This is a genomic window from Porphyrobacter sp. TH134, assembly GCF_002855495.1.
In the GTDB taxonomy this organism is placed as follows: domain Bacteria; phylum Pseudomonadota; class Alphaproteobacteria; order Sphingomonadales; family Sphingomonadaceae; genus Erythrobacter.
The window spans coordinates 1-18,061 of sequence record NZ_PKRO01000027.1 but is presented as its reverse complement, the minus strand read 5'-3'; the positions used below and the strand labels follow the sequence as shown (position 1 = coordinate 18,061).

Genomic DNA, 18,061 nt, shown 5'->3' with positions numbered 1-18,061 from the left:
CGTTTGTCTTTGCCTGTTGGCGTCGGCGCATGGACAGCGGGCTAGAAGCTGGTCGAGAGCGTCGCTGTCAGCCCCGAATAGGGCGCGGCCTGTCCCGCGATCCGTTCGCGCCAGTCAACCGACACGCGCGCAGGCACCGCGCCGATCGCCATATCGAAGCGCAGCGTCGGGCCGATATCCAGCCGCTGTGCATCGCGCTGTGCCCCGCCCCAGGCCGCGGCCCCCAGGCTGACGCGCAGCGTGTTGTCAGTGACCCGCGTGATCTGCGGCAGGGCGGCGGTGATGCTGGCTTGCCCGTCGGCAAAGGCGGTGCGCCCAGCCCCTCCGACCCAGCCCGCCTGTCCATAGGCCTCAAGCCGCGCACCGTGTGGCAGCGGCACCGGCGCGATTTCGGTCACGACATAGGCGGCCGGGCGCAGCGATGTGCCAAAGGGCGTGTCGGTATAGCGCACTTCGCCCGCCAATCGCAGCGGCACAGCCGGCACCGGGCGCAGCGATGTGCCCAGCGCCAGCTCGCTTTCGCCGCCTTGCACCAGCGCGCGGTAAGCGCGGGCATACAGCCGCAGATCGCGCCGGTCGCTAGGTACAAGCCGAAATTGCAGCACCGCGCCGGCCTGACTTGCGCCATAGATCGGCACCCGCCCCTGCGATACCGGCGCCGCATTCGACCCCTGCCGCCAGAACGCCCAGGCATCCAGCGACCAGCGACCGGGCGCAGCGCCCGCCGACCGGGGGGGCGGCATTGGCAGGAACGGGGGAGAAACCTGTGCTGGATCCGGGGCTGAAGCTTGAGCGCGAGCAGAAGCTGACGAAAAGGCAGGGCCGGAAAGGTCACCCATCGCACCGCCCCCCTCAGCCTGCACGCCCGCCAGACGCCCTGCCACGCGGGATCGCCGGGAGCGCACGTCAGCCATCTGCAACAGCGCGGTCATGCCGCCCCGGCCTGGCGCGGTGCCTTGGCGGCGAACGGTTGGCGCTGCATCGCGGCTCGTACCATTGGCGATCATTATGGCAGCCGGCCGCACCGGCGCGATCACGACAAGCCCCTGCTGCGCCAACGCTACGGTGGCAAAGGGATTTTCCCACCAGACCACACGGCCCACGCTCCAACCGCCAATCAGAAGCGCCAGCATGACCAGCGGCCCCCCCTTGGGACGGCTTGCGGGCGGCCCTGTTTTCACCGCCGCGCCTTCATGGCTGGGCCTGGCCCAGCAAAGCAGTTTGCGCCGGGTGTGCGTCGTGATCGGTCTTGTCCCACAGCGCGGCATGCCCGCTCAGCGTTTGGACATAGGCGAGTATCGCGCGCCGTCCCGCGATGATCGCAATGATATTGGCAAGCGGCACCCGCAGCACCGCACGCATGCCTTCGGCAAGACCGTATTCGCGGGCGGTGAAGGCAAACCGCATGGCAATCCGCCAGGCAAAAGCGACGCCATTGGCGATCAGCACCCCCTTGAGCAGCGGGGTCAGCGGGACAGGGCCAGCCACCCCGGTCACGACCATCACCCCCATCACGCCGGTCAGCAACACCAGCCCATAGCCCACCAGCAGCACCAGCGCCGTCATCGGCCCGCGCCGGTCGCGCGCGCGCATCCAGTATTCAGCCACTCCGCCCGCCCAGCCGACCCGGTCCCAGCCCTGCAAGGCGATCCCCAGCACCCACCGGCTTTTCTGCCGCACTGCGGTATCAAAGCGATGCGGGAAAAAGGCGCGGGTCGCGACCAGCCGGCCATCCTCTCCCCGCGCCCGGACAAACCGGCAGCGCCCGCCCGCTGCGGCAATCGCAAGGCCAAGCTCGTAATCCTCGGTCAGCGAATCGCTGGCGAATGGCAGACCCCCGCTCTGGCGCGCCACCAGCCGATCGAGCGCCCGGCGGGACGCTGCACAGCCGACCCCAGCGCCTGGCAAGCCTGCCCCCAACGCATCACGCACCATCATCGCCTTGCCGTGGGCCTCGGCGAATTCTTCGCAATAGTGACTGCCGATCTGCCGGGCGATCCAGCTGCGCTGACGGGGCACGAGGGGCTCGACCGGCAATTGCACGAAATCCGCGCCGGCTGCGATGGTTTCATCAAGCAAGCCCAGCGCGCCGGGATCGACCATATCCTCGGCATCGTGAAACACCGCAAAGGCGAAACGGCGCCCGCTGCGTTCCTCGTCCAGCGCCAGCGCCGCATAGAGCCGGTTGAGGCAATCGGCTTTGGTGGTCGGCCCGTCGTGCCCGAGGATGACCAGCCGCAGGCGCGGATCATTGCGCGCTGCCGCCACGCCTGCGCCCAACGTGGCCGGATCATTGCGATAGCATCCGACATACAGGCGCATGTCAGGCTGCGGCCAGGTTTCGAGCAGATGGCGAATGGTCTGGCCGATCACCGCGGCTTCCTGCCAGGCAGGGATCAGCACGGCGACGGGGCCGGACAAGCTGTGCTGACGCAGCGCGATGCGGCTGCAATGAACGGTCATGGTCCGGCCAGTGGCCCGCAACCACATCCACGCAACATCGACCGCGACATCGTCGAGCGCACCGATAAGGAAGAACACCCCGGCAAACAGCAAGAGTTCGTGCTGTAGCAGTGAAAGCCACTGCCACAGTTCATGCTCCAAGATGGACAAGGCGACCCCCTTCCCCAAGTAAGGCAACAAGTTACCTTGACCGGGGCCGCCATGCAACAGCACTCAATATTTTGTTGGTTTAAATCGCTTTAATTTCAAACCCTGGGTTAATCAGCCAGTTCACCAGCTGCCGATATTGGGCATGCTGACCCACGGTTCTGCCGGTTCGAGATGGCCGTCCTGCAACAATTCGACCGAAATCCCGTCCGGCGATTTGACGAACGCCATATGCCCGTCGCGCGGGGGGCGATGGATGATGTGGCCGGCGGCGGCCAGCGCGGCGCAGGTCTCGTAGATATTCTCGACCCGGTAAGCGAGGTGCCCGAAATTGCGCCCGCCGTCATAGGCCGGCGCCGGACTGCCGTCTTCGGGCGGCCAGTTGTAGGTAAGCTCCACCTCAGCCACGCCCGCCTGTCCCGGTGCTGCCAGGAAGATCAGCGTGAACCGACCCGCCTCGACATCGAACCGCCGGACTTCTTCCAGCCCGATTAGCTTGAAAAACGCGACCGTGGCGTCCGGATCGGTGACCCGGATCATGCTGTGGAGATATTTGACCATGCGAACTTCCATTCAAAAACGGTTCATCGACGTTGATGCACAACTCGTCGCGCCAACGCCTTCAGGGGGAACATGGGATGAGCAGCGATGATGTGCAACCGGTGACTGCGACGAATGGCGCGCTGCGCGAGCCTGCAAGCCTGCGCTGGTTTGGCACGGCAGCAATTCTGGCGGTCGGCATGATTGCGGGCGGATATCTGCTGGGCAACGGCCTGCTGCGCGCCAAGGATGCCGAGCGCGCTGTTACCGTGCGCGGGCTGGCTGAACGCAATGTCACCGCTGACCTTGCCACCTGGACAATCTCATACTCCGCCGCCTCCACCAGCCTTGCCGAAGCGCAAGCGAAAGTGCGCGGCGATACGGCCAGCATCGAGGCCTTCTTCAAGGACTTGGGCTTTCCCGCCGATGCGCTCCAGCCGACCGGAGCGAACGTGACCAGTTTCACCAATGAAGGCATCACCACCTACACCGTGCGCCAGCGCCTGGCCTTGCGCACCACCGATATTGCCCGCGCGCAAAAGGCAGTCGCGCGCCAGTTCGATCTGGTCGGGCGCGGGGTGTTTCTCGAAGAAGGATCCGGCATGGCCTACACCTTCACCAAGCTCAACGACATCAAGCCCGAAATGGTCGCCGAAGCCACCAAGGATGCCCGCGCGTCGGCCCAGCAATTTGCGCAGGATTCCAACTCCGGCGTCGGCAAGATCAAGGACGCGACGCAAGGGTATTTCGAGATCGAAGCGCGTGACGGCGAGGCGGGTGGCTGGGGTTCTGCCGATAGCCCCTACAAGAAGGTCCGCGTGGTCACGACCGTCAGTTTCACGCTCGATTAAGACGGGACCTTTAGCCACTGAACGACAAAATCGCACCACTTGTCGCGCATATCGGAGGGCGAGTTGCACCCGTGCGTGTTGGTGGGTATGCGCGCGGGTCCGCAGGGGAGAGCGGAAGTGCCTGCCCCCTTGCCGCCCCTGTCTGGGCCAATTATCCGGAAAAACGAACTGGTCATGCTTCAGAAATTGCGCGACTTTTTCAGGCCCCCGCCGCCGCCCAAGCTACCGGCCGTGCCCGACGGCACCCGGTATTATGCGATCGGCGATATCCATGGGCGGCTGGATCTGTTTGACGCGATGATTACCGCGATCGAGGCGGAAATTGCGGGCGCTGCGGGGATCGAGCATCGCATCATCCTGCTGGGCGATCTGGTTGACCGCGGCGCCGACAGCGCCGGCGTGGTCGAACGCGCCCGCACCTGGCAACAGTCCCGCGATGTCCGGATCCTGGCAGGCAATCACGAGGACATGTTTCTGCAAGCCTTCGAAAAGCCCGAAGCCTTGCGGCATTTCCTCAAGCATGGCGGGCGCGAAACGATGCTCAGCTACGGTCTGTCGACCCGGCAGCTGTCCACGCTCAGCCTCGAAGACATTTTTGCCCGCCTGCCGCATCTGGTCTCGCAAGCCACCCGCGATTACATCGCCGGGTTTGAAACCATGATCCGCGCGGGCGATTATGTGTTTGTCCATGCGGGGATCGATCCGGCCCGCTCGCTCGATGACCAGAAGCGCAGCGATCTGCTGTGGATCCGTGAGCGGTTTCTGAACCATGAAGGTCCGCTCGAAAAGGTCGTGGTGCACGGTCATACGATCTTCAATCAGGTGATGGATTGCGGCAACCGGATCGGAATTGACACTGGCGCTTTCCGTTCGGGTGTGCTTACCGCGCTCGTGCTGGAGGGCGACCAGCGGCGCATCTTGCAGGCCAGGGCAGGCGACAGGGGCGTGGTGGAGGTATTCCACGGCGACCGGCCGCAATAAGCGACGCGCCTGGCAGCACCGGCGGGCGCCGGATTTCTCGTGAGGGCAGCAGCTTATGAAGATTGCGATGGTGGGTTCGGGCTATGTCGGGCTCGTATCGGGGGCGTGTTTTGCCGATTTCGGGCATGATGTGGTCTGCATCGACAAGGATCAGGACAAGATCGACCGGCTGCACGCCGGCGTCATGCCGATCTACGAGCCCGGCCTTGATGCGCTGGTGGACAGCAATGTGAAGGCCGGACGGCTCAGTTTCACCACCGACCTGGGCGAAGGGATCGCCGGTGCGGCGGCGATCTTCATCGCGGTTGGCACCCCGAGCCGCCGGGGTGATGGCCACGCCGATCTCACCTTCGTTTACGAAGTCGCCCGCGAAGTCGGCGAAAAGCTGAGCGGCCCTGCGGTCATCGTCACCAAATCGACCGTTCCGGTCGGCACCGGCGACGAGGTGGAACGGATCATCGGCGAAACCGGCGCAGCGCACAAATTTGCGGTCGTCTCCAACCCCGAATTTCTGCGCGAAGGCGCGGCGATCGGCGATTTCAAGCGCCCCGACCGCATCGTGATCGGCGCCGAGGACGACTTCGGCCGCGAGGTGATGCGCGAGGTCTATCGCCCGCTGTTCCTCAACGAATCGCCGATCCTGTTCACCAGCCGCCGCACCAGCGAGCTGATCAAATACGCCGCCAACGCCTTCCTTGCGACCAAGATCACCTTCATCAACGAGATGGCGGACCTGTGCGAAAAGGTCGGCGCGAATGTGCAGGACGTCTCCCGCGGGATCGGCATGGACAACCGCATCGGTGCCAAGTTCCTGCACGCCGGCCCCGGCTATGGCGGCAGCTGCTTCCCCAAGGACACGCTCGCCCTGCTCAAGACCGCCGAGGATTACGACAGCCCGACCCGGATCGTGGAAGCCGTGGTCAAGGTCAACGACAGCCGCAAGCGCGCGATGGGCCGCAAGGTCGTCGACGCGCTGGGCGGGTTCGAGGAAGCGCGCGGCAAGAAGGCAGCGCTGCTCGGCCTGACGTTCAAGCCCAACACCGATGATATGCGCGACAGCCCCGCGATTGCGGTCGCCCAGACGCTGATGGACGCGGGCGTTGACGTGGCCGCCTATGACCCCGAGGGCATGGAACAGGCCCGCCCGCTGCTGCCCGGCGTCACCATGAGCGCCAATCCCTACGCCGCTATTGAAGGCGCGGATGTGGTGGTGATCGTAACCGAATGGGACGCTTTTCGCGCGCTCGATTTCGGCCGCGTGAAGGAACTGGCCAATGCGCCCGTGCTGGTTGACCTGCGCAATATCTACAAGCCCGAGGACATGCGCGCCGCCGGGTTCACCTATGTGAGCGTCGGCCGCGCCTGACCGCCGAACCAGTGGCGGCGGTTGGGCCTGTCCGACAGCTGCCACACCGTCACCGCCAGCACCAGCGCGATGCATCCCAGCGCGGTCCAGCCGAGCAACGACGATTGCTGCCCGCCTGCCGCATAGATCGCGATCAGCGCCCAGGCGAATACCAACCCGTAAAGCGGTGCGCCGCGTGACCGGACGGCTGCGATGGCCGCGATAGCGGTGCCGATCACGATCATCATTGTGGCCACCACCGGCGCGGGCTCTCCGCCGCCGATCCCGTAATATCGCAGGCTGGCCGCAATGTTGACGATGCTCGCAGCGGTCAGCCACGCGGCCAGCGCGCTGAAGGCCGGGGCTGCGAAGACCCGCTCCGCCCGCGACAAGGCGGGGGCAGCCACCAGCGCGCGCAGCACGATCAGCAGGCCCGCCAGCGAGACGAGGATGATCATCACCGAAATGGCCGTGAGGTTCGCCACCTGGGTGTAGGCCGACCATACGCCCTGCGCGGCCAAGGCAATGGCTGCCGGCCAGCCGATCCGGGCGAGCAGGGCATTGTTGCGCTGGGCCGGCAGCGCCTGCCACACCGCAAAGGCCACCGACAGGCCGAACAAGGGCCCCCAGATCGCAAATGCCCAGCCCGCCGGCGTAATCAGCGTGCGAACCGCATCGGACCGGTCGCCGATAAACTCGCCGATCCCCAGCCTTGGCAAAAAGCCCGCGCCGATCTGCATCACCACCGCCAGAAGAATGGCGAGGCGCTGACCAAGCGGACGGACGGCAGAGGGGCGCGGCGTGATCGTCGATCCGATGACCTGCATGAGGCTTGGTTCTTTCTCTAAGGCGGCGGGGGATGCCCACCGCCAGAATCATATCAGGGGGCCATCATAAGCCGGGTTCTGTCTCCGCGCACGGTATCCCCAGGGGACCTGCCGCACGGTGGCAGCCATTCATCTGCTCGCCGGATTGCTCCGGCGCTCTAGCAGCCAACCCGGGCCGCTCGGGGCGAAACTCCCCTACCCTGCCATTGCTGACGGGCGCGCGGCCCCTATTCGGCCTTGCTCCGGGTGGGGTTTGCCATGCGGTTGCTGTTGCCAGCCCCCCGGTGCGCTCTTACCGCACCCTTTCACCCTTGCCTGTCCGTCGCCTTTCGGCAGACGCCATCGGCGGTTTGCTCTCTGTGGCACTTTCCCTTGCGCCCCCGAAAGGACGCCGGCGGGCGTTACCCGCCACCCTTGTTTCGTGGAGCCCGGACTTTCCTCGCGCCCCCTAAAGGACACGCGGCTGCCTCAGGCCCCCTGACGGAAGCGCCTATAGGCTTGCACTGCGACAATAGCTAGCGGGTGCGCCCCTGATCCCGGTCGAGCAGCAATTGCCACAGGATGGCCGCGATCTCGCCGTCGGGCACCCCGGTGATATGTTCAGGCCGCCAGCGCCGCTCAAACGCTTCGACCGCCTTGACCTGATCGGTGATATCATAGCCAAACCGTTCCAGCGCGAGGAAGAACGCGCCTTCATTGTGGAACGGATTGCCCGCCGCAAGGCAGGGCGGACGGGGCAGGCACAGGTTGACTTGCGCCAGCCGGTCCCACGGAAACAGCTCGCCCGGATCAACTTTCCGCATCGGCGCGACGCAAGAATGGCCGACCACGTTGGCGCGCGGGATGTCGTAACGCTTCACGATCCGCGCCAGCAGCGGGATCAGCGCTTCGATCTGGCTATCGGCAAAACCGCGATAGCCTCCGTTTTCAGGTGCATGGCCCGGGTGATCGAGTTCGATCCCGATGCTCGCCGAATTGACATCGGGAATGCCGCGCCAATAGCTCGCGCCCGCATGCCAGGCCCGCCGGTCTTCCGGCACCAGCCTGATTACCTCGCCTTCCTCGGTAATGCAATAATGCGCGCTGACCGAGGCGGCCGGATCGCACATGCGGGCCAGCGCTGCCTCGACCGGCTTCATCTCGGTATAATGGAGCACTACCATGCTGACAGGCGCCGTGCGCTCGCCGTGGTTGGGCGAGGGAACTTCGCGGTGCACCAATTCTGCGTCGTCGCCCCCCAACATCAACGCGGCCCTAGCCGATCATGCCTTCAGGTTCAGGCAGCACCGCGCCCAAAACCAGCGCGCCGTCCCCCAGCTTGTACTGGAGCCCGCCCTCCATTTCCTCGGCCAGCACCGCGATCATGTATGCGGCGGCGGTGCGGCTGGTGATCTCGCTTTCGTCCAGATCGCCTTGCAGCGCCCGGCCGATGGTTTCGTCAAAGGCAATCCGGTCACCCCGCGCCCGGGCCACGATCTCCACCGCCCCTTCGCGCCGTTCCGCGCCGATATCGAGCGTTCCGCCGCGCACCAGCGCGTCGAGCGCGATCTGCGCCAGATTGAGCAGCACCTTGACCGCCGGCTTGGGCAGGCTGGCATCGGCAATCGCCCACTGCACCTCAACCCGCTTGGCATCGGAAGCCAGCGCATTGATGACCGCTTTGGCCTCGTCCACAGGGATCGCTTCGCCAAAGCCGCCCGCCGCACCAAAGGCGAGGCGGAAGAACTTCAGCTTGTCCGTGCTGATTTTGGCCGATTGTTCGAGCAGCTCGACAACCTTGGTCCGCATCTGCGGGTCGGTCTCGTCGGCGAGCAGCTCCAACCCATTGGCGAGCGCGCCGACGGGGGACAGCATGTCATGGCACAGGCGCGAACAGAGCATCGCGGCAAGATCGGTCTGGGAAATCATCGCGCTGTCCTAGCCATCGATCAGGCATAAGGGAAGTGCGGCAAAGCCCTGTTCCCCGTCGATCCAGAACCGGACATCGTCTCCGGCGATGATGGCCCACACCTTGCCATCGCGCGCGGCGCAGGCACGGTCGGTGGCCGATGGTGCGGGCGGGCCGTGCGGGTGGGAATGAAAATAGCCGATCAGCTCAGGCCCGCCCGCCCGCGCGGCGCGGTGCGCGCCGATCAGGGCCTGCGGGTCGATCTCGAAATGGGTTTCGGGAGAGGGATGGAGGTTCGCGGTCGGCTGCGCGTCGGTGATGCGTCCGCCCGCGCCCAGCAACAGCCCGCACGCCTCACGCGGATACGCGGCACGGGCCGCCGCGCGCATGGCGGCGATGGCATGAGCGGAAACCTCCAAACCCGTTCGCCCTGAGCTTGTCGAAGGGTCGTTCTTCCTTTTGGCGTGACGCGAAATCGCATCCCAATCGCCGCGGATCAGAGCGAGCTTTTTTGCCCGCGACCAGCCCTTGATCTGCCTCTCCGCCGAGAGCGCCTCGTGCCGGCTGGGAAAATCCTGTGACCACACCAGTTCAACTGGCAGCTTGTTACTCGTGAAGCCTTTGACCAAGCCCGACTGATGTTCACCAATCCGCCGCTCCAGATCATCGGTGTGACCCGTGTAGAACTTGCCGCCGCGGCAATGCAGCATGTAGGCCCAGAACGACATGCCAGACAGCTAAGTGAAAGACGGCCCTTCGACAAGCTCAGGGCGAACGGTTAGAGGCGTGCCATGTCACAGCCCGAAATCATCACCGGCACCATTGCCAGCCACGCCCGTCTCGACAAGGCGCTGGCCGAGGCGACGGGCCTCAGCCGGGCGCGGGTGCAGGGGTTGATTGATGAAGGCCGGGTCGATGTTGCGGGCAAGACCGCCGCGTCGGCCTCGATGAAGGTTGCCGAAGGCGCGCCGTTCCGAATCATCATCGCCGCCGCCATGCCTGCCGAGGCTCTGCCCGAGAACATCCCGCTCACCATCGCCTATGAAGACGCGCATCTGATCGTGGTCGACAAGCCCGCGGGCATGGTCGTGCATCCGGCGGTGGGCAATATCACCGGCACGCTGGTCAATGCCGTGCTGCACCATTGCCGGGGCAATCTGTCGGGCATCAACGGCGTCGCGCGCCCAGGCATCGTCCACCGGATCGACAAGGACACATCGGGCCTGCTGGTGATCGCCAAAAGCGACGCCGCGCACGAAGGGCTGGCCGTGCAGTTCGCCGCGCACACCGTTCACCGCCGCTATATCGCGGTATGTGCCGGACACCCCAGCCCGGGCGAAGGCACGATCAATGCGCGGGTGGGCCGGTCGGACGGTGACCGAAAGAAAATGACCGTGCTGCCCAACAATTCCTCACGCGGCAAAACCGCGGTCACCCATTATACGGTGCAGGAACGGCTGGACGACGCCGCCGTGATCGAATGCCGGCTGGAAACCGGGCGAACCCACCAGGTTCGCGTTCACTGCGCGTCAATCGGTCATCCGCTATTGGGAGACCCTGCTTATGGCCGCACCCCCAAATCCTTGCGCCCCGTGCTCGAACAGCTCGGTTTTGCCCGGCAGGCGCTGCACGCGGCGGAATTGGGTTTCGTCCACCCGATCACGGGCGAATCCATCCGCTTTGGCAGCAATCTTCCGCCCGACATGGCGGAACTGATCGACCAACTGCGACATTGTAATCGATGAAACGCGCATACTTTGGCCGCAAATTCGCGTATATCCCAGACCCGTGGCCCAGTTCGCGGCGATGCCCATCAGGGGTCCCGCGCAGGCGGCTGACACAAGAAAGGTTAGGCAAATGGTGACCAAGTCCCAAACCGTGCGAAAGAAGTCCTCCACGCTCCCGGCCCTGAACGGTGAGCAGAGCCTCAATCGCTATCTCTCGGAAATCCGCAAGTTCCCGATTCTCACCGCCGAGCAGGAATATATGCTCGCCAAGCGGTATCAGGAACACGAAGACCCGGAAGCTGCCGCTCAGCTGGTTTCGAGCCACCTGCGGCTCGTCGCGAAAATCGCGATGGGTTACCGCGGCTATGGCCTGCCGGTCGCCGACCTGATTTCCGAAGGCAATGTCGGCCTGATGCAGGGCGTCAAGAAGTTTGAGCCCGATCGCGGCTTCCGCCTCGCGACCTACGCGATGTGGTGGATCAAGGCGTCGATGCAGGAGTTCATCCTGCGCTCGTGGAGCCTCGTGAAGATGGGCACCACCGCGGCGCAGAAGAAGCTGTTCTTCAACCTGCGCCGGATGAAGAAGCAGCTCGAAGCCTATGAAGACAGCGACCTGAGCCCTGAGGACGTCACCAAGATCGCCACCGATCTGGGCGTGCCGGAGCAGGAAGTCATCAACATGAACCGCCGGATGATGATGGGCGGCGACGGCTCGCTCAACACGCAGATGCGCGGCGGCGAGGAAGGCTCGGGCGAATGGCAGGACTGGCTGACCGACGATCGCCCGTTGCAGGACGAAACCGTGGCCGAGGCTGAGGAATCGCAGATGCGCATGGCAATGCTGGCCGAAGCCATGGGCAGCCTGAACGAGCGCGAACGCCACATCCTCACCGAACGCCGCTTGACCGAAAAGCCGCAGACATTGGAAGAACTGAGCCAGGCTTACGACGTCAGCCGCGAACGCATCCGCCAGATCGAGGTGCGCGCGTTTGAAAAGCTGCAAAAGGCCATGCAGCGCATCGCAGGCGAGCGGCTGCTGCCGGGGATGGCGTAACTGCCCAGCTGCCGTGGCGGCGTAGTTGGTCCGTCATTGCATGATAATCGCGCAATCACGGCGCGGTTCTGAAGGGGCGCTGCGGGCAATCGCAGCGCCCTTTTCCGTATCAGGCCAGCCAATGTTTCACGTGGAACATTTGCGGAACGATTACTTCGCCGGTGCCAGATCCAGCACCGCGGCGACCATCGCCCGCGTGCCCAGCACCACGCTTTCGCGCGGGGCGATCTGGAACAGGGGCGAATGGTGTCCGGCAATCGGCGGGCCGCCGGCCGCGGCCGCGGCGAGGCGTTCCGGCGTCGTCCCGCCGACCGCGAAGTAATAGCCCGGCACGCCCGTATCGGGGCCGACGAAATAGGTGAAGTCTTCCGCGCCCATGTTCTTCTGCTCGAACGGCTGGAACGCGGCGTCACCCAGCTCGCGTTGCATCACCGCATTGAGGCGGCGGGCAAGCGCGGTGTCGTTGATGGTCGTCGGCGTGCCCGACAGGCGCGTCACCGTCACCGGCATGTTATCGGGCAGGCCGTGCGCCTTGCCGATATTGACCGCGATCCGTTCAACCGTGGCGATCACCTGTTCGCGGGTTTCCTCGTCATTGGCGCGCACCGTGACTTGCAGCTTCGCCTCGTCCGAAATGATGTTGTGCTTGGACCCGGCATGGAAAGAGCCGACCGTCACCACCAGCGGCTTGGTCGGCGAAATCTCACGGCTGTCGATGGATTGCAGCGCGGTGACGACCTGCGCAGCGATATACACCGGATCGCGGCCCAGATGCGGCGCTGCCCCGTGGGTGCCGATGCCCGGCACACGGATGTCGAGCGAATCCGAGGAGGAATACTGGATGCCTTCGGACGCGGAAACCTTGCCAGTCTCCAGTTCCGCCGCCACGTGGAATGCGAGCGCATAATCGGGCTTGCCGAAGCGGGTGTAGAGCCCGTCCTCCATCATCGCCTTGGCCCCGCGCACGCCTTCTTCGGCGGGCTGGACGACGAACATCAGCGTGCCCTTCCACTGGTCTTTCATTGCCACCAGCCGCCGTGCGGTGCCGACCATCGATGTAATGTGCACATCATGCCCGCAGGCGTGCATCACGGGATATTCCTTGCCGTCTTCGCCCACCTGCATCGCTTTCGAGGCGTAATCGAGGCCGGATTTCTCCTCCACCGGCAGCCCGTCCATATCGGCGCGCAGCAGGATCAGCGGGCCTGTCCCGTTCTTGAGGATGGCGACCACGCCGGTCTTGCCGACGCCGGTGGTGACCTCCAGCCCGGCGGCCTTCAGCTCCGTCGCCATCTTGGCCGCCGTGCGGTTTTCGAGGAAGGACAGTTCCGGGTTCGCGTGGAAATCGAGGAACAGCGGGGCGAGGTAATTGTCATACTCCGCCTCGATTGCGGCCTTGGTGGCGGGCGCTTCGGCCAGCGCGGGCTGGGCAGCAAGTACGAGCGCGATCGCGTTGGTGGCGGCGCTGGCGGCGGCGGCGTGGAACAGGCGCATGAAAATCTCCCCGGTTGCAGACCCCGTGGTAGCCCCGCCGCTGCCCTGCCTGCAAGCGCCGATGCTTCCCACACGCACCGCCCTGCGCTAGAGCGGCAGGCGTGTTCACTGTCCTGCGCGTCCTGGCCAAAGCCTTTGGTGCCTTCATCGCCCTGACGCTGGTGCTGGTGATTGCCTATAAGTTCGTCCCCGTCCCCGTCACCGCGACCATGCTGATGGACGAAAACGGCATCACCAAGGACTGGGAAAGCCTCAGCAACATCGACCGCAATCTGGTGAGCGCCGTGATCGCGGCCGAGGATTCGCGCTTCTGCGAGCATTACGGCTTCGATGCCGAGGCGATCGAGCAGGCGATGCGGGAAAACATGGAAGGCGGGCGCATCCGCGGTGGTTCCACCATCAGCCAGCAGACCGCCAAGAACGTGTTCCTGTGGCAAAGCGGGGGTTTTTTCCGCAAAGGTCTGGAAGCCTGGTTCACCTTCTGGATCGAGACGATCTGGGGCAAGCGCCGGATAATGGAAGTCTACCTCAACGTCGCGGAAACCGGGATCGGCACTTACGGCGCCGAAGCCGGATCGCAGCGCTATTTCGGCCACTCCGCCGCGCGCCTTTCCGCCGATGAGGCGAGCCGGATGGCCGCGGCGCTCCCCAGCCCCAAGAAACGCAGCGTCAAGAACCCCGGCGGGTGGCTCTCGCGCCACGGTAACCGGATTGAACGCCGGATCGGGATCGTCAGGCGTGACGGGCTCGATGCTTGCGTCTACAACTGATCGCCAATGCACGCCCACGCCCATCATCATCATGGCCGCCCCGCCGGGGCCAGCGACTGCCACGGGCTGCATGATGCCCATGGGCACCATCATGGGCCGCACAATTTCGGCAACGCCTTCCTGATCGGGATCGGGCTGAACATCGTCTTCGTGGTGGTCGAGGCAGCAGCGGGTCTGATCTATGGTTCGATGGCGCTGATCGCGGATGCGGGGCACAACCTGTCCGATGTGCTGGCATTGGCGCTCGCCTGGGTTGCCAGCATCGCCGCCCGCCGCCCGCCGCAGGGCCGCTTTACCTATGGCTACAAAAGCTCGACCATTCTGGCCGCGCTGGCCAACGCGCTGCTGCTGGCCGTGGCGATCGGGGCGATCTTGTTCGAAACCGTCCACCGGATGATGACCCCGCAAGAGCCGCAGGGGATGGCGATGGCCATCGTCGCCGGGATCGGGATCGCGATCAATGCGTTGACGGCCATGTTGTTTCTCAAAGGTCAGGAAGACCTCAACATCCGCGGGGCCTATCTCCACATGGTTGCCGATGCGCTGGTATCGCTGGGCGTGGTGGTGGCGGGTCTGGCGATTGTCGTCACGGGCTTCACGTGGATCGATCCGGTGGTGAGCCTTGTCATCATCGCGGTGATCGCCTGGGGCACCTGGGGCCTCGCGCGCGACAGCCTGACCATGGGCCTGCTGGCGGCACCCGCCGGGATCGATCTGGCTGCGGTCAAAACGCATCTCGCCAGTTTTGACGGGGTGACAGCGGTGCACGATCTCCACGTCTGGCCGATGTCCACCACCGAGGTCGCGCTGACCGCCCATCTGGTGATGCCCGGCCGCCCTGCGCCCGACCGAACTTTGCGCGAAATCGCCGCCTCGCTGGAGGCCCGCTTTGGTGTGGGCCATGCCACGATCCAGGTCGAAAGCGGCGAAAATCCTTGCGCGCAGGGCTGCGGAGGCAGCGCCTGATGGCCGCGCGGCCCCGCCCGACCAGCGATGAAGCGCGTGAGGCGCTGCGCGATGCCATGATCCGGCTGGCCGCAGGCGACCAGTCTGCGCTGGAAGAAATCTATCGCGCCACACGGGTGAAGCTATTCGGCATAACCTTGCGTATCTTGGGCGATCAAAAGGAAGCCGAGGACGCCTTGCAAGACGTCTATGTCAATCTGTGGCAGCGGGCCGACCGCTACGACCCGACCCGCGCGAGCCCGATTGCGTGGCTGGCGGCGTTCGCGCGCAACCGCGCGATTGATCGTCTGCGTACGGGCAAGGTGCGCGGGGGATCGGTCCCGGTGGAGGAAGCCGCCCCCCTGCCCGATGAAAGCCCCTTGGCCGACATCTTGCTGATCGACGCGCAGCAAGCCGCGCAGATCCACAAGTGCCTCGGCGCCCTTGATGCCCGCACGCAGAGCCATATCCGCGCCGCCTTTTTCGACGGCCAGACCTACGCTCAACTGGCCGAAGCGGCCGATGTTCCGCTGGGCACCATGAAAAGCTGGATCCGCCGCGGGCTGCAACGCCTGCGCGCCTGCCTTGAGGCGAGCGAGGCAGCATGAACGGGGCTGACGATACCGTGACCGAACCGGCCCGCGACGATCCGATGATCGCTGCCGAATGGGCGCTGGGCCTGCTCGAAGGCGAGGAACTGCTGGCCGCGCGCGGCAAGGCGGCGACCGACCCTGACTTCGCCTGGCGCAAGCAATGGTGGGATGATTGGTTCGCCCCGCTGACCGACGCCGTGCCCGGCGCCGAGCCAAGCGATGCGGTGTGGGACGGTATCGCCGCCCGCATCGCCGCCCAGCAGGCCACTGCCGATGTTCAAGCCGCATCGCCCGAGGCACCTGCCGTCAACGTGGCCGCGCTCGAAGCGCGGGTGCGGCACTGGCAGTGGGTGGCGGGGATTTCGTCGATGGCGGCTGCGGTGGCACTGGCGCTGTTCCTTTCCTCACCCTTGGGCTCGCCCGTCGCGCCGCCCGTTCAGGTTGCCGCCGCCGAACCGATGGTCGCGACTGTCCCGATCGGGGAGACCGGGCTGCGCCTTGATGTGACCTACATCCCCGAAAGCGAGCGGATGCTGGTCGCCGCCATCGGCCTGACCGCTGACGGCGTGCACGATCACGAATTGTGGCTGGTGCCGGCCGATGGCACCGCGGTGCAATCATTGGGCGTGGTTGCGCCGGGCGAGGTACGCAGTATGACGCTGCCCGCGGCTATCACTGCCAAACTCGGCGACGGGGCGAGCCTTGTGCTCACCCGCGAACCGATTGGCGGCAAGCCTGAAGGTGTGGATGCTGGCCCAGTCGTGGCCAAGGGCGCGTTCACCCGCGTTTGACCTGCCTGCGGCTCATCCCGCAAAAACGGCAATTCATCCGCAATAGCGCCGGATCCGACATCCACTTCTCCGCCTCGGGCGTAGGTCATCATGCAAGCACCTGCTTGCTGAGATACTATAATCCTTTCCGGAGATCCCACCGTGAACCCCAAGAACACCCTGACCGCCGTTGTCGCCGCCGCTCTGGCTGCCACCACTGGCCTTGTTGCCGCCCCCGCGCTGGCCGATCATCACAAGGCGTCGATGGCTGCTGAAGCGAACATCGTCCAGACCGCGCAAAGCACCGGCATGCACAACACGCTGGTCGCCGCCGTGCAGGCCGCGGGCCTCGTCGAAACGCTGAGCGGCCCCGGCCCCTTCACCGTCTTCGCGCCGACCGATGATGCCTTCGCCAAGCTGCCCGCCGGCACGGTAGAAACGCTGGTGAAGCCGGAAAACAAGGCCACCCTGACCACGATCCTCACCTACCACGCGGTTGCCGGCAAGGTGACTGCGGGCGATCTGGTCAAGCTGATCAATGACAATGGCGGCAAGGCCACCATCACCACCGTGGCCGGCGCCACGCTCACCGCGATGCTGGACGGCGACAAGGTCGTGATCACCGACGCCAAGGGCGGCAAGACCACCGTGGTGAAGGCCGACGTGATGACGTCGAACGGCGTTGTCCACGTAACCGACGGCGTGTTCCTGCCCGCCTGAGTGTAAGAACAAGCTAGCGCTGCCGCTCAAGCCCCCATCCCCTTCCACCCGAGGGGCAGCGCTTTTCCTGACCCCGTCCGGCCTTCCTCCAGGGCCGGGCGGGGTTTTGGCTTTTCGGGGTCACCCTGTGATCGGCAGCCACCCAATATCTATCAAAAAGCCATTGAGCCTGTTAGAATAAAACAATCGCATTATTGCACCCGCGCTTGCTAAGAAGACCGCAAGCCAAACCAACCAGAAATCGTATATTAAGAAGAATGCCTTTTCCCAGCGAGTAATAGTTGACGACCAGCTTGATAGGCCTGAAAATGTATCACGCACCTGCCTCGGCAATTCAGGGTCATTTTTGTTGACTATCTTCTGAATCTTTTCGTCATAATATTGGGGGCTCAAAATGAAAGATCCTATCTTTTGCGGATCCTCACTCGCAAATCGAGCCGATCGGTCGCGCAAATTGGGTACTTCGCTAAGGACCCCTTTCAATTGATCCAAATCATTAATCGAAATTTTACTTTCGTTACACAGCTCTTGAATTTTTTCTTGGGCTCTTAAATGAGCGCCGTCGATCTGATCGCGATGCTCAACGAGAATTCGGCGCGCGCTCACAAAATCTTCAAAAGCGCTTTTGTATTCCGATGAGAGATTTTGCTTCAATCCTGCCAACTGATCATCCGGAAAAACAAAATGCTTTGACCAATTTTTCAAGCTCAAGGTTGTCTCTTTTATGGTCTCTTGTAGTTCTGCCGCCGAGGCGCCGTAAACCGCTTGCAAGTTTACGTATCGCAACCGCGCGGCAGCTCGCAAAAACCCAATCATCATAAAAACCATGACGATAGCAGATGAAGTAACTAGGCTCAGGACTCATTGCGGCAGCCAGAAGATGACGATTGCGGCGATGCAGATGGCGGACATGAAGGTATGGGCGCATCGATCGTAGCGGGTGTGG

The 18,061-nt window shown here is 64.3% G+C and carries 19 protein-coding genes, 1 other RNA gene and 1 pseudogene; 10 read left to right on the top strand and 11 right to left on the bottom strand.

Annotation, left to right across the window (positions count from 1 at the left end; translation table 11 throughout):
• Positions 1-41 precede the first annotated feature (41 nt).
• The 3 genes from C0V72_RS11615 to C0V72_RS11605 all read right to left on the bottom strand — a co-directional run bounded on the left by C0V72_RS11615 (position 42) and on the right by C0V72_RS11605 (position 3,171).
• Entirely contained in the window at positions 42-1,133 is a 1,092-nt protein-coding gene (locus tag C0V72_RS11615; protein ID WP_143704579.1) for a hypothetical protein, read from the bottom strand.
• A gap of 58 nt (positions 1,134-1,191) precedes the next feature.
• The gene (locus tag C0V72_RS11610; protein ID WP_101794329.1) at positions 1,192-2,613 is read right to left on the bottom strand and encodes a glycosyl transferase family protein; all 1,422 of its coding nucleotides are present in this window, start codon (positions 2,611-2,613) and stop codon (positions 1,192-1,194) included.
• Positions 2,614-2,733: 120 nt separating this feature from the next.
• On the bottom strand, positions 2,734-3,171 hold the full coding sequence (locus C0V72_RS11605; protein ID WP_101794303.1) for a VOC family protein: 438 nt from the start codon (positions 3,169-3,171) through the stop codon (positions 2,734-2,736).
• Between the two features lie 77 nt (positions 3,172-3,248).
• Here C0V72_RS11605 and C0V72_RS11600 point away from each other — a divergent pair, with 77 nt between their 5' ends.
• From C0V72_RS11600 to C0V72_RS11590, 3 genes are all read left to right on the top strand, one after another.
• The gene (locus C0V72_RS11600; protein WP_101794302.1) at positions 3,249-4,001 is read left to right on the top strand and encodes an SIMPL domain-containing protein; all 753 of its coding nucleotides are present in this window, start codon (positions 3,249-3,251) and stop codon (positions 3,999-4,001) included.
• 231 nt (positions 4,002-4,232) lie between these two features.
• Positions 4,233-4,982, top strand: coding sequence for a metallophosphoesterase (locus tag C0V72_RS11595; RefSeq protein ID WP_233999918.1), 750 nt, complete (start codon positions 4,233-4,235; stop codon positions 4,980-4,982).
• A gap of 55 nt (positions 4,983-5,037) precedes the next feature.
• Complete coding sequence (locus tag C0V72_RS11590; RefSeq protein WP_101794300.1) at positions 5,038-6,348, top strand: UDP-glucose dehydrogenase family protein; 1,311 nt, start codon at positions 5,038-5,040, stop codon at positions 6,346-6,348.
• Here C0V72_RS11590 and C0V72_RS11585 read toward each other — a convergent pair.
• The 5 genes from C0V72_RS11585 to C0V72_RS16785 form a co-directional block, all read right to left on the bottom strand.
• Complete coding sequence (locus tag C0V72_RS11585; RefSeq protein WP_101794299.1) at positions 6,324-7,154, bottom strand: hypothetical protein; 831 nt, start codon at positions 7,152-7,154, stop codon at positions 6,324-6,326. The genes C0V72_RS11590 and C0V72_RS11585 overlap by 25 nt on opposite strands.
• Before the next feature lie 51 nt (positions 7,155-7,205).
• Positions 7,206-7,633, bottom strand: an RNA gene (gene rnpB / locus C0V72_RS11580) — RNase P RNA component class A.
• Positions 7,634-7,669: 36 nt separating this feature from the next.
• Positions 7,670-8,398, bottom strand: a complete 729-nt coding sequence (locus C0V72_RS11575) for an N-acetylmuramoyl-L-alanine amidase (RefSeq protein ID WP_101794298.1) — start codon at positions 8,396-8,398, stop codon at positions 7,670-7,672.
• A gap of 10 nt (positions 8,399-8,408) precedes the next feature.
• A complete protein-coding gene (locus C0V72_RS11570; RefSeq protein WP_101794297.1) occupies positions 8,409-9,062 on the bottom strand; it encodes a histidine phosphotransferase family protein in 654 nt (217 codons plus the stop codon).
• A 9-nt stretch (positions 9,063-9,071) separates the two neighbouring features.
• On the bottom strand, positions 9,072-9,770 hold the full coding sequence (locus tag C0V72_RS16785) for a Mov34/MPN/PAD-1 family protein (protein ID WP_101794296.1): 699 nt from the start codon (positions 9,768-9,770) through the stop codon (positions 9,072-9,074).
• A gap of 63 nt (positions 9,771-9,833) precedes the next feature.
• On the opposite strand from C0V72_RS16785, the gene C0V72_RS11560 reads away from it, so the two are divergent.
• Positions 9,834-10,787: an RluA family pseudouridine synthase gene (locus C0V72_RS11560; protein ID WP_101794295.1), complete on the top strand. Its 954-nt coding sequence runs from the start codon at positions 9,834-9,836 to the stop codon at positions 10,785-10,787.
• Between the two features lie 112 nt (positions 10,788-10,899).
• Complete coding sequence (gene rpoH / locus C0V72_RS11555; RefSeq protein ID WP_172439006.1) at positions 10,900-11,823, top strand: RNA polymerase sigma factor RpoH; 924 nt, start codon at positions 10,900-10,902, stop codon at positions 11,821-11,823.
• A 150-nt stretch (positions 11,824-11,973) separates the two neighbouring features.
• Here rpoH and C0V72_RS11550 read toward each other — a convergent pair whose 3' ends face one another.
• Positions 11,974-13,317, bottom strand: coding sequence for a M20 metallopeptidase family protein (locus tag C0V72_RS11550; protein ID WP_101794294.1), 1,344 nt, complete (start codon positions 13,315-13,317; stop codon positions 11,974-11,976).
• A 101-nt stretch (positions 13,318-13,418) separates the two neighbouring features.
• Here C0V72_RS11550 and mtgA point away from each other — a divergent pair, with 101 nt between their 5' ends.
• The 5 genes from mtgA (at position 13,419) to C0V72_RS11525 (ending at position 17,115) form a co-directional block, all read left to right on the top strand.
• Complete coding sequence (gene mtgA / locus C0V72_RS11545; RefSeq protein WP_101794293.1) at positions 13,419-14,087, top strand: monofunctional biosynthetic peptidoglycan transglycosylase; 669 nt, start codon at positions 13,419-13,421, stop codon at positions 14,085-14,087.
• Positions 14,088-14,093: 6 nt separating this feature from the next.
• Entirely contained in the window at positions 14,094-15,053 is a 960-nt protein-coding gene (locus tag C0V72_RS11540) for a cation diffusion facilitator family transporter (RefSeq protein ID WP_101794292.1), read from the top strand.
• Positions 15,053-15,640 carry a sigma-70 family RNA polymerase sigma factor gene (locus C0V72_RS11535; RefSeq protein ID WP_101794291.1) on the top strand — a complete coding sequence of 196 codons (588 nt, stop codon included), beginning with the start codon at positions 15,053-15,055 and terminating at the stop codon, positions 15,638-15,640. Before C0V72_RS11540 ends, C0V72_RS11535 begins: the two co-directional genes overlap by 1 nt.
• A complete protein-coding gene (locus C0V72_RS11530; RefSeq protein ID WP_101794290.1) occupies positions 15,637-16,416 on the top strand; it encodes an anti-sigma factor in 780 nt (259 codons plus the stop codon). The genes C0V72_RS11535 and C0V72_RS11530 overlap by 4 nt, the downstream gene beginning before the upstream one ends.
• 141 nt (positions 16,417-16,557) lie before the next feature.
• On the top strand, positions 16,558-17,115 hold the full coding sequence (locus C0V72_RS11525) for a fasciclin domain-containing protein (RefSeq protein WP_233999917.1): 558 nt from the start codon (positions 16,558-16,560) through the stop codon (positions 17,113-17,115).
• A 120-nt stretch (positions 17,116-17,235) separates the two neighbouring features.
• Here C0V72_RS11525 and C0V72_RS16250 read toward each other — a convergent pair whose 3' ends face one another.
• Positions 17,236-17,931, bottom strand: coding sequence for a hypothetical protein (locus C0V72_RS16250; protein WP_172439005.1), 696 nt, complete (start codon positions 17,929-17,931; stop codon positions 17,236-17,238).
• A 45-nt stretch (positions 17,932-17,976) separates the two neighbouring features.
• Positions 17,977-18,061, bottom strand: a pseudogene (locus C0V72_RS11520) (IS5/IS1182 family transposase); the annotation flags it as partial.